The organism is Campylobacter lari subsp. concheus (genome assembly GCF_008245025.1).
GTDB lineage: Bacteria > Campylobacterota > Campylobacteria > Campylobacterales > Campylobacteraceae > Campylobacter_D > Campylobacter_D concheus.
On record NZ_CP043426.1, the window covers coordinates 436,468 to 450,771 of the forward strand.

Sequence of the window (14,304 nt, forward strand, 5' to 3'; positions counted from 1 at the left end):
ATATTTACAAGGATTAATAAGTTTTATTAATCCTTTTTCAAGCATTTCGTGATTGTTGAATTTTACTCTAAATACTTACAATAAAATACAGCACTTCATCTACATAGGACAAAAATAATTTACACTAAAGGTCTAATAAGCCTTTAGCTTGCTCTTTTTGTTATTGTGCTACCACACACCATCAACCAACATCCCAATCCTTTTTTTGCTAAACTCTAATACTTATATTATAATCCATCCCCTCCAAGCTTTCAATATCAAACCTACTATATATTACATATCATAATACACATTTCTATTCTTTCTCTATTCTTTCTCTATTCTTTCTCTATTCTTTCTCTATTCTTTCTCTATTCTTTCTCTATTCTTTCTCTATTCTTTCTCTATTCTTTCTCTATTCTTTCTCTATTCTTTCTCTATTCTTTCTCTATTCTTTCTCTATTCTTTCTCTATTCTTTCTCTATTCTTTCTCTATTCTTTCTCTATTCTTTCTCTATTCTTTCTCTATTCTTTCTCTATTCTTTCTCTATTCTTTCTCTATTCTTTCTCTATTCTTTCTTCACTCCCCCCCCCCTTTTTTTTTTCTTTTTTTTAACTATAATTTACACACTTGTACTACCATAAATAACAAATATAAACTCATCCTAAAACAAATTTCTTTAAATGTCTAATCTACATTTAATAAAACTTTAAGCTTTTATTGCTATAATTTCATTTCCTTTTTAAACGAAAGGGTTTTAAAAAGATAAGACTTTTTGTCTTAATTTTTTAGTATTTGTTCTTTAAATTATTAATATTGTTAATCAAATCTTATAGTCAATCTTTGAAATCTAAATAAGTGATCGATTGAGCCAGAAAGATTTATTTTTAAATCTTAACAATCAACTTTTTCTTTGAAGAAAAAGATTAAACTTTTCCAATTATTTTTTTATGGAGAGTTTGATCCTGGCTCAGAGTGAACGCTGGCGGCGTGCCTAATACATGCAAGTCGAACGATGAAGCTTTTAGCTTGCTAGAAGTGGATTAGTGGCGCACGGGTGAGTAAGGTATAGTTAATCTGCCCTACACAAGAGGACAACAGTTGGAAACGACTGCTAATACTCTATACTCCTGCTTAACACAAGTTGAGTAGGGAAAGTTTTTTCGGTGTAGGATGAGACTATATAGTATCAGCTAGTTGGTGAGGTAATGGCTCACCAAGGCTATGACGCTTAACTGGTCTGAGAGGATGATCAGTCACACTGGAACTGAGACACGGTCCAGACTCCTACGGGAGGCAGCAGTAGGGAATATTGCGCAATGGGGGAAACCCTGACGCAGCAACGCCGCGTGGAGGATGACACTTTTCGGAGCGTAAACTCCTTTTCTTAGGGAAGAATTCTGACGGTACCTAAGGAATAAGCACCGGCTAACTCCGTGCCAGCAGCCGCGGTAATACGGAGGGTGCAAGCGTTACTCGGAATCACTGGGCGTAAAGGGCGCGTAGGCGGATTATCAAGTCTCTTGTGAAATCCAACGGCTTAACCGTTGAACTGCTTGGGAAACTGGTAGTCTAGAGTGAGGGAGAGGCAGATGGAATTGGTGGTGTAGGGGTAAAATCCGTAGATATCACCAAGAATACCCATTGCGAAGGCGATCTGCTGGAACTTAACTGACGCTAAGGCGCGAAAGCGTGGGGAGCAAACAGGATTAGATACCCTGGTAGTCCACGCCCTAAACGATGTACACTAGTTGTTGGGGTGCTAGTCATCTCAGTAATGCAGCTAACGCATTAAGTGTACCGCCTGGGGAGTACGGTCGCAAGATTAAAACTCAAAGGAATAGACGGGGACCCGCACAAGCGGTGGAGCATGTGGTTTAATTCGAAGATACGCGAAGAACCTTACCTGGGCTTGATATCCTAAGAACCTTTTAGAGATAAGAGGGTGCTAGCTTGCTAGAACTTAGAGACAGGTGCTGCACGGCTGTCGTCAGCTCGTGTCGTGAGATGTTGGGTTAAGTCCCGCAACGAGCGCAACCCACGTATTTAGTTGCTAACGGTTCGGCCGAGCACTCTAAATAGACTGCCTTCGTAAGGAGGAGGAAGGTGTGGACGACGTCAAGTCATCATGGCCCTTATGCCCAGGGCGACACACGTGCTACAATGGCATATACAATGAGACGCAATACCGCGAGGTGGAGCAAATCTATAAAATATGTCCCAGTTCGGATTGTTCTCTGCAACTCGAGAGCATGAAGCCGGAATCGCTAGTAATCGTAGATCAGCCATGCTACGGTGAATACGTTCCCGGGTCTTGTACTCACCGCCCGTCACACCATGGGAGTTGATTTCACTCGAAGCCGGAATACTAAACTAGTTACCGTCCACAGTGGAATCAGCGACTGGGGTGAAGTCGTAACAAGGTAACCGTAGGAGAACCTGCGGTTGGATCACCTCCTTTCTAGAGTACAAACTGATAAGTCTCACAACTATCAGTTCACATATAGACTCAATCATCCTTGTTTAGATTTCAAAGATTGATGAAAAGCTAATTTTGGGGAATTAGCTCAGCTGGGAGAGCGCCTGCTTTGCACGCAGGAGGTCAGCGGTTCGATCCCGCTATTCTCCACCATTTATTAAGGGCCTATAGCTCAGCTGGTTAGAGTGCACCCCTGATAAGGGTGAGGTCACAAGTTCAAGTCTTGTTAGGCCCACCATAAAAAGATTTGTTTATCAATTATATAATAAAGTTTTAAAACTTAAAGCAAGTATATAACTAATAATAAAGCAGCAATTAAAGTAAAATACTTTATTGTTTATGTTTTTAAATTATTTAAACTCTTTATATATACTTCCTTTAGGTTTTAAGACCTAAGCTAAATAAATAATAGAATATTTTATATATTAGATTAGTTATTTAATGTTATTTGAATTATCATTGTTAAGAGTCACAAGCAAGTTTTAATAAAAACAATTTTACAGGACTTGTTAAAGGATAAAACCTAACTATCTTTTCTTTAGCTTTTAGTTAAAGACAAGTTTTAAACTCACAGCTTAGTGAGACTAATTTGTTTAGTTTTATTAAGTGTTTAAATGCTTTCCGTCTTAAGATAGCAAAGTCTTATCATAAAAACTTTAACAAGGAAGTGATGCGTTTTAGAATGAATTTAAAAGGTAAGCTATTAAGAGCGAATGGTGGATGCCTTGGCTGGTAAAGGCGATGAAGGACGTACTAGACTGCGATAAGCTACGGGGAGCTGTCAAGAAGCTTTGATCCGTAGATTTCCGAATGGGGCAACCCAGTATATAGAGATATATACTACCATAATGGAGCGAACGTAGGGAATTGAAACATCTTAGTACCTACAGGAAAAGAAATCAATAGAGATTGCGTCAGTAGCGGCGAGCGAAAGCGCAAGAGGGCAAACCCAGTGCTTGCACTGGGGGTTGTAGGACTGCAATGTGCAATAGGTGAGGTTAGTAGAACACTCTGGAAAGTGTAGCCATAGAGGGTGATAGTCCCGTATACGAAAACCAAACCTTAGCTAGCAGTATCCTGAGTAGGGCGGGACACGAGGAATCCTGTCTGAAGCTGGGTCGACCACGATCCAACCCTAAATACTACTACCAGACCGATAGTGCACAAGTACCGTGAGGGAAAGGTGAAAAGAACTGAGGTGATCAGAGTGAAATAGAACCTGAAACCATTTGCTTACAATCATTCAGAGCACTATGTAGCAATACAGTGTGATGGACTGCCTTTTGCATAATGAGCCTGCGAGTTGTGGTGTCTGGCAAGGTTAAGCACACGCGAAGCCGTAGCGAAAGCGAGTCTGAATAGGGCGCTTAAGTCAGATGCTGCAGACCCGAAACGAAGTGATCTATCCATGAGCAAGTTGAAGCTAGTGTAAGAACTAGTGGAGGACTGAACCGATAGGCGTTGAAAAGCCCCGGATGACTTGTGGATAGGGGTGAAAGGCCAATCAAACTTCGTGATAGCTGGTTCTCTCCGAAATATATTTAGGTATAGCGTTGTGTCGTAGTATAAGGGGGTAGAGCACTGAATGGGCTAGGGCATACACCAATGTACCAAACCCTATCAAACTCCGAATACCTTATATGTAATCACAGCAGTCAGGCGGCGAGTGATAAAATCCGTCGTCAAGAGGGAAACAACCCAGACTACCAGCTAAGGTCCCTAAATCTTACTTAAGTGGAAAACGATGTGAAGTTACTTAAACAACCAGGAGGTTGGCTTAGAAGCAGCCATCCTTTAAAGAAAGCGTAATAGCTCACTGGTCTAGTGATTTTGCGCGGAAAATATAACGGGGCTAAAGTAAGTACCGAAGCTGTAGACTTGATTTTATCAAGTGGTAGGAGAGCGTTCTATTTGCGCCGAAGGTATACCGGTAAGGAGTGCTGGAGCGAATAGAAGTGAGCATGCAGGCATGAGTAGCGATAATTAATGTGAGAATCATTAACGCCGTAAACCCAAGGTTTCCTACGCGATGCTCGTCATCGTAGGGTTAGTCGGGTCCTAAGTCGAGTCCGAAAGGGGTAGACGATGGCAAATTGGTTAATATTCCAATACCAACATTAGTGTGCGATGGAAGGACGCTTAGGGCTAAGCAAGCTAGCGGATGGAAGTGCTAGTCTAAGGTCGTAGGAGGTTATATAGGCAAATCCGTATAACAATACTCTGAGAACTGAAAGGCTCTTCAAAGTCTTCGGACAGCGAGGAGAATTGCTGATGCCGTCGAGCCAAGAAAAGTTTCTAAGTTTAGCTAATGTTGCCCGTACCGTAAACCGACACAGGTGGGTGGGATGAGTATTCTAAGGCGCGTGGAAGAACTCTCTTTAAGGAACTCTGCAAAATAGCACCGTATCTTCGGTATAAGGTGTGGTTCGCTTCGTATTAGGATTTACTCCGAAAGCGAAGAAACTTACAACAAAGAGTCCCTCCCGACTGTTTACCAAAAACACAGCACTCTGCTAACTCGTAAGAGGATGTATAGGGTGTGACGCCTGCCCGGTGCTCGAAGGTTAATTGATGGGGTTAGCATTAGCGAAGCTCTTGATCGAAGCCCGAGTAAACGGCGGCCGTAACTATAACGGTCCTAAGGTAGCGAAATTCCTTGTCGGTTAAATACCGACCTGCATGAATGGCGTAACGAGATGGGAGCTGTCTCAAAGAGGGATCCAGTGAAATTGTAGTGGAGGTGAAAATTCCTCCTACCCGCGGCAAGACGGAAAGACCCCGTGGACCTTTACTACAGCTTGACACTGCTATTTGGATAAGAATGTGCAGGATAGGTGGGAGGCTTTGAGTATATGACGCCAGTTGTATATGAGCCGTTGTTGAGATACCACTCTTTCTTATTTGGGTAGCTAACCAGCTTGAGTTATCCTCAAGTGGGACAATGTCTGGTGGGTAGTTTGACTGGGGCGGTCGCCTCCCAAATAATAACGGAGGCTTACAAAGGTTGGCTCAGAACGGTTGGAAATCGTTCGTAGAGTATAAAGGTATAAGCCAGCTTAACTGCAAGACATACAAGTCAAGCAGAGACGAAAGTCGGTCTTAGTGATCCGGTGGTTCTGTGTGGAAGGGCCATCGCTCAAAGGATAAAAGGTACCCCGGGGATAACAGGCTGATCTCCCCAAGAGCTCACATCGACGGGGAGGTTTGGCACCTCGATGTCGGCTCATCGCATCCTGGGGCTGGAGCAGGTCCCAAGGGTATGGCTGTTCGCCATTTAAAGCGGTACGCGAGCTGGGTTCAGAACGTCGTGAGACAGTTCGGTCCCTATCTGCCGTGGGCGTAAGAAGATTGAAGAGATTTGACCCTAGTACGAGAGGACCGGGTTGAACAAACCACTGGTGTAGCTGTTGTTCTGCCAAGAGCATCGCAGCGTAGCTAAGTTTGGAACGGATAAACGCTGAAAGCATCTAAGCGTGAAGCCAACTCTAAGATGAATCTTCTCTAAGCTCTCTAGAAGACTACTAGTTTGATAGGCTGGGTGTGTAATGGATGAAAGTCCTTTAGCTGACCAGTACTAATAGAGCGTTTGGCTTATCTTATTTAAGCATCACTTCCTTGTTAAGGTTTTTAATAAAGCTTTGAACGTTTTTATATGAAAACTATATTAGCTTATAAAATCTTACAAGTAAAGTTTATATTAGAACTTGCTCTTAACATTGTTTTTTAAGTATTCTAAAACAATAAAGTGATTAGTTTAGTAAAATATCTAAATATAAGAATAAGATGAAAGCTAAAAATGATTTTAAATCTAGTTTTTATTATGCTATATTAAATAGAATATTTAAATAACAATGTCCGTGATTATACAGATGTGGAGACGCCTTGCTCCATCCCGAACCAAGAAGCTAAGCACATCGTGGGTGATGATACTACGCCTTACTGGCAGGGGGAAAGTAGCTCATTGCGGACTTGTTAATTCTACTTATTATTCTTACTTTATATATAATTTAATTCATATTTTTTTATTTTTAAATTTTTATGGTTTTAGATTATATTTCTTATATTTCTTATATTTCTTATATTTCTTATATTTCTTATATTTCTTATATTTCTTATATTTCTTTCTTATCGCTCTTAATTATTTATAGTTTTTTTATTTTTAAAGGTTGATAATTTTTTAGTGATTTACGTTGGAATATTTTTTGCTTTTTGCAATTTATAAATTTATTCAGGAGCATAAATATGTTTCGTATAGAGGAAAATCGATTTTTTAATCACTCATATGATGTTTTTAGTTCAAAACAAAAAAATGAAAAACAAACTGTGCAATCCCATCAAGAACAAGCATTTTCACTTGAATTAAATTCAAGCATCCAAGAAGAAAATAGCTTATATGATAGACCTTTAAAGGAATTGTTTCAAGAAGCAAAAGAAGCTTCAGAGAATGCCTTGAAAGAATACAGAGAGGAAATGTATTATAATAAAGAGACCGGTAAATATGAGAAAAAATTTACAGAAAGTAATGAAAAATACAAAGAAAAGATAAAAGAGAAAATAGAAGAACAAATTAAAGAAAATATACAAAATAGTTTGCAAGATAAAATTTCTCATATCAATATTCAATTAAGTCCTAAGCAGTTAATAGCACAAGCACAATTTGAGGAAAAGCAAAAAGCAACTCTTAAAACATCAGATGTTTTTATGTAATTATTTAAGACAAAGGAGAATTATGAAAAAAATTATTAGTGTTTTAGCATTATCAAGTATAGCTTTAATTGGTGGAGATAAATTATTGAATATTTATGAAAGTCCTACTTGTGGATGTTGTGATCTTTGGGCTAATTATATGAAAGATAAAGGCTATAAAGTGCAAATACATAAAAGCGAGGATTTTTTAAAAATAAAAGAAAAAATGAATATTCAACCTATGTATCAAAGTTGCCATACCGGTGTGATTGATGGTTATGCCATAGAAGGACATGTTCCTGAAGATGCAGTTGCTTGGCTTTTGAAAAATAAACCTGAAGATGTTATAGGTATTTCTGCTCCTGGTATGCCTCAAGGAAGTCCTGGGATGGAGCAAGGTTATGAAGAAGAGTATCCTGTGGTTTTAATGCTTAAAAATGGAGATTATAAAATTTATGGGATCTATAAAGGACATAATTTAATCACGACAAACTAAGCAATTTTGCTTAGTTTATTTTATATATTAATGGTATTCTTATATGAAAAGTTTTTTCATATTGTGGAAAATTCTTGGACGCTATACGTATAGTTTCTAAGGCACTATCGTTCAATAATTTATATTTTGATGGTTTTAATATTTTTAAGTTTAATAGATTTTTATCTTTAGTCCATGTGAATTCTGCTAAAATTTCACCACTCATTCGCATTTTTTTGGCTTGCCTAGGATAGATTAAAGCTTCATCTATAGCTTGTTTGATTTCTTTTAAAAGTTCATTGTTATTAGTTAAAAATATGCTTTCTTGAGAAGTTATTGGAGTGTTTTTTTCTTGGGTTAAAGTTTTTTGAGGTTTTATTTCTTCATTTAATTGATTTGTTATCTTGATATTAGCTAAAGTATTTACTTTTTTAGGTTGAATAACAGACTTTTCTTTTGTTTGTTCTAGCTTTTTTACTTTTTCTTGTTTAGGCTGTTTGGTTTTTGCTCTAGGGGAATCTTGTAAAAATTGTTTTATAGCTATATTAAATTTTTCTTCTTTTGAAGAGTTATGTTGTATATGCAAAAAATTCTTAGTATAAATAAAAACAAAAAATAAAGGCAAAAAGAGAAATAAAGTGATAAAAAAGGATTGATTTTTATGATTATTTATAAATGTTTTCATCTTTTTTGCTCTGTTAAAATTTGAAAATTTTCATGATTTTTATTTTTTAAAATATCAATAATTTTTACAAAACTTTCAAATTTTGCTTCTTTATCACTTTTTAACTCTACTAATGTTTTAGAATCTATAGTGTTAAATTTTACTTTTATTTCTTCTAGGGAGATTGCTTTTTTATCGATATAAAATTTATTTTCTTTATCAATCAAAATGCTCACTTTGTTTTTGTTTTCATTTATGGAATTTGAATGTTCACTTTGTGGTAGATTGATTTTGATTTCACCATGCGCGATAAAAGTGGATATGCTTAAAATAATAGCTAGTAAAACAAGCATTATGTCTATAAAAGGAATGATGTTTAAACCTTCATTTTTTGGTAGTTTAAGCATTTTTATCCTTAAAAATACGATATGCATTACTCAAAGTTGATATTTTTCTAAGTAGCCCATTGTAAGCCATTAAAGAAGGGATAGCAACTAAAATTCCTAATGCTGTAGCCTTTAATGCCAATGATAAACCAATAACAATAGATTTAACATCAATATTCCCACTTGCACCCATGTCGTAAAATGTAATCATAATTCCCACTACAGTTCCCAAAAGTCCTACATAAGGAGCATTAGTGTAAATAATATAAAGCATGGTGAGGTTTTCACTAATTGCATCATCAAATTTTTCTTGACACTGGTAATCATTTAGCTTAATTTTTCTAAAAAACAATATACGTTCTATAGTGCACCATATGGCAATAAATGCCATTATCCCTAAAACAATAAATATAATTAAGTCAATATAAGTTTTTAAAAATTCCATCATACCCTCATTTTAAAAATTTTTGTGATTATATTACTAAAAGTTAAATTTTTTATTAATAACAATTATCATAATTGATACAATAAATTTATTTTAAATTAATAATTATTATCATAATATTCCAGTTTTGAAAATTTATTTACAAGAAAGGAAATAATGAAAAAACATTGTTTATCATTTTGTGTTGCTAGTTTTTTGGTCTGCAATGCTTTATCGCAAGAAGTTTTATTAGATAGCTCCATAGTAAGTGCTTCTGGTTTTTCTCAAGATATTAAAGAAGCCCCTGCTACTATAAATGTGATTAGTAAAAGAGATTTAGAAAATAAGCCTTATAGAGATGTTGCCGAAGCTATTGCTGATATTCCCGGTGTGGATTTATTTGCTAGCAAAGGAAAAACTGGATCTTATAATATTACCATGAGAGGTATTACTGGATATACTTTAATTTTAATTGATGGGCGCCGTCAAGGGATAGGCGGAGAAGTGGGGCCTAATGGTTTTAATGAAATTTCAAATTCATTCCTACCTCCAATTTCTAGCATAGAAAGAATAGAAGTAATCAAAGGACCAATGAGTACTTTATATGGTTCTGAAGCTTTAGGTGGTGTTGTAAATATCATTACAAAAAAAGTAAGCGATAAATGGGAAACATCAGTTAGTTTAGATAGTATTTTTAATGCGCATAAAGAATGGGGTAATACTTATGGTACAAGCATATATTCTAGCGGTCCATTGATGAATGATCATTTAGGACTTACTTTGCGTTTTAGAGAATTTTATAGGGAGCAATCCAATGTTGAATTTAGCAATGGGAGCGGTCAAAGAGTGCAAGGTGATCAGGCTCAAAGTCCTACAAAAGCCAATAATTTTAATTTAGGAACTCGGTTAAATTATTTAGTAGATGATTATAATACTTTGATATTTGACATTGATTTTTCAAGAAATCATTATGATAACAAAAAAGGCCAACTAGGCACATTAACAAAACCAACAGATAAAAATGATGGCTCTTTAACAGGTGGTTATACAGACACTATGCAAGTGGATAAGTTGGTAACTTATTTAGGTCATGAGGGTGTGTATGAAGATTTTTCGATTACTTCTACCTTGCAGTATAACCGTGTAAGTAACGATGGGCGTGAGGTGATTGGCCAAGCAAATCAGCCATTTCTGGGACAAAATAGAGATATAGTTGCTGAAGATATTATTTTAGATACAAGATCAGTTATACCTTTAGGCCAAAGTCATATTTTAAGCGTTGGTGGTGAATATAGACTTGAAAAAATGCAAGATAAAATCGCTAATCCTGCGAATTTTGATCAATATTTATTGGCTTTTTTTGCAGAAGATGAATATAGCATAAGAGATGATTTGAGATTTACTTTTGGTGCAAGATATAATTATCATGAAATTTTTGGAAATAATATTTCACCAAGAGCTTATTTAGTTTATAATCCTACTAGCGAGCTTACTTTAAAAGGTGGTGTTTCAACGGGTTTTAGAACTCCATATGCTAATAGATTGATAGCTGGTGCTTATAATTATAGTGGACAGGGTAAATATCCTATGTATGGAAATCCAAATCTAAAAGAAGAAACATCGCTTAATTATGAATTAGCCGCTGTTTATAATAATGATTTACTTTATATTTCAGCCATTGGGTTTTTGACAAATTTTAAAGATAAAATTTCTAGTCAAAAATTTAGCAAAAATAGTATGATTTCGGGTATTGGAAAATGTGAAGCTGATACATGTTATCAAGCGATTAATCATGGTAAGGTTGAATATAAGGGTATAGAGCTTGGAGCGGGGATTACTCCTATAGAACATTTAAATTTAGATTTAGCTTACACTTATCTTGATAGTGAAGTAAAAGATGCACAAGATAAGACTGTGATAGGAAAGCCAGAAGTTGATAGTTTAAAACACAATATCATGTTAAAAGCAAGTTATAATATCTTTAATAAATTCACTCCATGGGTAAAAGGTGAGTGGCAAATAGATCGTTATATGGGTGATACAAATATTAATAGAGAATACTATCAAGATGTCTTTTTAGCTTCTATGGGCGTGCGTTATGATATCAATAAAAATTGGAATATTAATGCAGCAATTTATAATCTTTTTGATAAAAGTTTTACAAATGATTGGGAATCTTATAAAAACAAAGGTGAAGATACTTGGGTAAATACTTATAATCGTATAGAAGAGGGAAGAAGAATTTATATTTCAATCAATGGTAGTTTTTAATTTTGTATTATTGGGGAACCAAAGAGTTTATTAAGAGCTTCTTTGGTTTCGTCTTTAGGATTGTATTTTTTAGCGTCTTTTTTAAAATTTTCAAAATGCTCATTTAAATTCGGAGTGCTTTTTACTTCTTGTTTTATGGGAGTTTTGAATATATCTTGTAGTTTTTGAGTATCTATGGTTTCTATTTTTTGGATTTTAATTTGTGTTTTTTCTCCAAAAAGCTCATGAAGTAATGTTTTGATTAATTTAAAACCATTGTTTAAAACTATTCTATCATCATCTTTAGCATGTGAGCTAATACTTAAAATATCATCTTCAAAAGAAACAAACTGCGTGGTTTTTTTGAAAACTTCAGCTAAGTCATAATCTCTTTTATATATTGCTTTTAAGAGATTTTCATAAGGACTAAGCTTTTCTTCTTTAAGGGTTTGTTGAATAGAAGGAATTTCTTGTTGTTTTGGATTTGGCATTCTATCTTGTTTTGAACTTTTAATAGCCTCATCAATGCTTTTTAGATAAGTTGCCTCTATAAGCATGAAAGCCATAACGCAAAGCACAAAACTATCATCATCACTAGAATTTAACATAGTCTTAGCGCGTGAAAGAATTCTAAAAAATCTTTCATAAATTAACATAGAAAAAAGATTATTTTTGGCAAAAAATGCTTCTTTTAAAAAAAATATCATCTCATCAATAATATTGCTTGCTTCATAATCTTCAAATTCTTTTAAAAACTCAAGAACTTTATCTTTATCATTAGCTAAAATAGCTTGATAAAATCCTTCAATTTTAGCTGGATCTAAAAAGCCTAGCATCGCAGTGATTTTTTGTGTTTGTATATCATTTTGACAATATACTATGGCTTGATCTAGTAAGGTCAGAGTATCTCTTAAAGAACCATTTCCACTTCTTGCAATGAGTTTTAAAGCTTCTTTTTCATAATTGATATTTTCGTTTTCCAAAACCCACTCAAGATGATTTAAGATATCATGAGTAGAAATTTGCTTAAATCTAAAATGCTGTGTTCTTGAAAGAACTGTGGCAGGAAGTTTTAAGGGATCGGTTGTTGCTAGTATAAATTTTACATAACTTGGTGGTTCTTCTAAGGTTTTAAGCAAAGCATTTGCAGCTTGTGGGGTGAGCATATGCACTTCATCGATAATAAAAATTTTAAACCTAGCTAAAGATGGAGCATATTTGACTTGCTCGATAAGCTCTTGTATATCTTCTAAGCTTCTATGGCTTGCAGCATCCATTTCTATAATGTCTATATTAGAGCCATTAAGTGAAGATAAACATTGAGAACATTCACCACAAGGGTTAGCACTTGGTCCATTTTCACATACTAGAGCTCTTGAAAAAATTCTTGCACTTGAAGTCTTTCCGCTTCCGCGTAACCCTGAGAATAAGTAAGCGTGCGCTAAACGGTTATTTTCAAGAGCATATTTTAAGCTTGTAGAAACAGTATTTTGCCCTACAAGTTCATTGAAATTTTTTGGTCTGTATTTAACAGCAAGAGCTTGAAGCATTGCTACTCATTCATGATAGATAATAACTCTTCATTGCTTTTGGTTTTTAGCATTTTAGAGTATAAAAATTTTAATGCTTCTATATCATCCATTTGTGAAATAGCTGATCTAATTGCCCAAATTTTTTGAAGTTTTTCAACACCTTGGAGCAATTCTTCTTTTCTAGTACCTGATTTTATGATGTTAATTGCAGGGTAAATTCTTCTGTCTGAAATATTTCTATCAAGAACGATTTCACTATTTCCTGTTCCTTTAAATTCTTCAAAAATTACTTCATCCATTCTTGAACCTGTTTCTATCAAAGCAGTTGCTATAATGGTTAATGAGCCACCGTGTTCTATATTTCTAGCTGCACCAAAAAAGCGTTTTGGTTTATGTAAGGCATTTGCATCGACCCCGCCGCTTAAAACCTTACCGCTACTTGGAGTAGCAGTATTATAAGCTCTTGCTAATCTTGTAATAGAATCAAGTAAGATAATGACATCTTTACCTGTTTCTACCATCCTTTTTGCTTTTTCTATAACAAGTTCAGCTACTCTAACATGATTATAAGCAGGTAAGTCAAAAGTAGAGCTAAAAACCTCACCTTTAACACATCTTTGCATATCTGTAACTTCTTCAGGGCGCTCATCTACTAAAAGTACAATCAAATGAGCCTCTGGGTGATTTTTAGCAATAGCAGTAGCTAGTTCTTTCATTAGCTCAGTTTTACCAGTTCTTGGAGGTGCTACGATTAAGCTTCTTTGGCCTTTTCCTATAGGGGCAAATAAATCAAGCATTCTACCTGTTAGTTTTAAAGGATCGTATTCTAATTTGATTTTTTCAGTTGGAAAAATTGGAGTAAGATTGTCAAATAAAGGTCTTTCTCTAGCTTCTTTTAATGGAAGATAATTAATCGCTTCAATTTTTAACAAAGCATAGTATTTTTCTTGATCTTTTGGTTCTCTAACTTGACCGGTAACTATATCTCCAACACGCAGAGCAAATTTGCGAATTTGTGAGTTTGATACATAAGCATCATTTACACTATCGCTTAAATTTGAATCCATTCCACGCAAAAAGCCATAGCCTTCAGGTGAAATTTCTAAAATTCCTGTAAAGAGTATAAAGCCGCCTTTTTTGGTTTGTGCTTTTAGAATTTCAAAAATAAGATCTTGCCTTCTAAATTCTCTTGGGTTTTCTATTTCTGCTTCATTAGCAATTTTAACTAAGCTTTCTAGATCAAGCAACTTTAAATCTTCTATCTTATAACCTTCCACTGGAATGTGTGTTCTTTGGTGTTGTTTTTTTTCTTTTGTATTTTCCATATATCCTCTAAAATGTAGAAAATGTAGTATTTAATAATGAATAAGAGATTTTATTCAAAAAAACGCTTCTTTGTCAAATTTTTAAAATTATAATATAGCTTTG

The 14,304-nt window shown here is 35.0% G+C and carries 8 protein-coding genes, 2 tRNA genes and 3 rRNA genes; 8 read left to right on the top strand and 5 right to left on the bottom strand.

The features are described from left to right. Window positions 1-927: 927 nt before the first annotated feature. The 7 genes from CLCT_RS02330 (at window position 928) to CLCT_RS02360 (ending at window position 7,641) form a co-directional block, all read left to right on the top strand. Window positions 928-2,441 (top strand): 16S ribosomal RNA (locus CLCT_RS02330). Between the two features lie 95 nt (window positions 2,442-2,536). Then, window positions 2,537-2,612, top strand: a tRNA-Ala gene (locus CLCT_RS02335). An 8-nt stretch (window positions 2,613-2,620) separates the two neighbouring features. Beyond that, window positions 2,621-2,697 (top strand) — tRNA-Ile (locus tag CLCT_RS02340). Between the two features lie 455 nt (window positions 2,698-3,152). Beyond that, window positions 3,153-6,058 (top strand): 23S ribosomal RNA (locus CLCT_RS02345). Between the two features lie 254 nt (window positions 6,059-6,312). After that, window positions 6,313-6,429: ribosomal RNA gene (rrf, locus tag CLCT_RS02350) — 5S ribosomal RNA — on the top strand. The 16S, 23S and 5S rRNA genes sit together here with 2 tRNA genes alongside, the layout of an rRNA operon. Before the next feature lie 272 nt (window positions 6,430-6,701). Further along, window positions 6,702-7,166, top strand: a complete 465-nt coding sequence (locus CLCT_RS02355) for a hypothetical protein (protein WP_149062137.1) — start codon at window positions 6,702-6,704, stop codon at window positions 7,164-7,166. A gap of 22 nt (window positions 7,167-7,188) precedes the next feature. After that, a complete protein-coding gene (locus tag CLCT_RS02360) occupies window positions 7,189-7,641 on the top strand; it encodes a DUF411 domain-containing protein (RefSeq protein ID WP_039625538.1) in 453 nt (150 codons plus the stop codon). 10 nt (window positions 7,642-7,651) lie between these two features. On the opposite strand, the gene CLCT_RS02365 is transcribed toward CLCT_RS02360, so the two are convergent. From CLCT_RS02365 to exbB, 3 genes are read right to left on the bottom strand one after another with little or no spacing between them, the layout of a single operon-like run. Further along, window positions 7,652-8,305, bottom strand: coding sequence for an energy transducer TonB family protein (locus CLCT_RS02365; protein ID WP_149062138.1), 654 nt, complete (start codon window positions 8,303-8,305; stop codon window positions 7,652-7,654). Beyond that, on the bottom strand, window positions 8,302-8,691 hold the full coding sequence (exbD, locus tag CLCT_RS02370) for a TonB system transport protein ExbD (protein WP_149062139.1): 390 nt from the start codon (window positions 8,689-8,691) through the stop codon (window positions 8,302-8,304). The genes CLCT_RS02365 and exbD overlap by 4 nt, the downstream gene beginning before the upstream one ends. Beyond that, a complete protein-coding gene (exbB, locus tag CLCT_RS02375; RefSeq protein WP_149062773.1) occupies window positions 8,684-9,115 on the bottom strand; it encodes a TonB-system energizer ExbB in 432 nt (143 codons plus the stop codon). The genes exbD and exbB overlap by 8 nt, the downstream gene beginning before the upstream one ends. A 156-nt stretch (window positions 9,116-9,271) precedes the next feature. Here exbB and cfrA point away from each other — a divergent pair, with 156 nt between their 5' ends. Further along, window positions 9,272-11,365: a TonB-dependent ferric enterobactin receptor CfrA gene (gene cfrA, locus CLCT_RS02380; protein WP_149062140.1), complete on the top strand. Its 2,094-nt coding sequence runs from the start codon at window positions 9,272-9,274 to the stop codon at window positions 11,363-11,365. On the opposite strand, the gene CLCT_RS02385 is transcribed toward cfrA, so the two are convergent. Further along, on the bottom strand, window positions 11,362-12,894 hold the full coding sequence (locus tag CLCT_RS02385; protein WP_149062141.1) for a DNA polymerase III subunit gamma/tau: 1,533 nt from the start codon (window positions 12,892-12,894) through the stop codon (window positions 11,362-11,364). The genes cfrA and CLCT_RS02385 overlap by 4 nt on opposite strands. 2 nt (window positions 12,895-12,896) lie before the next feature. Continuing rightward, the gene (rho, locus tag CLCT_RS02390; RefSeq protein WP_039617780.1) at window positions 12,897-14,201 is read right to left on the bottom strand and encodes a transcription termination factor Rho; all 1,305 of its coding nucleotides are present in this window, start codon (window positions 14,199-14,201) and stop codon (window positions 12,897-12,899) included. Window positions 14,202-14,304 lie beyond the last annotated feature (103 nt).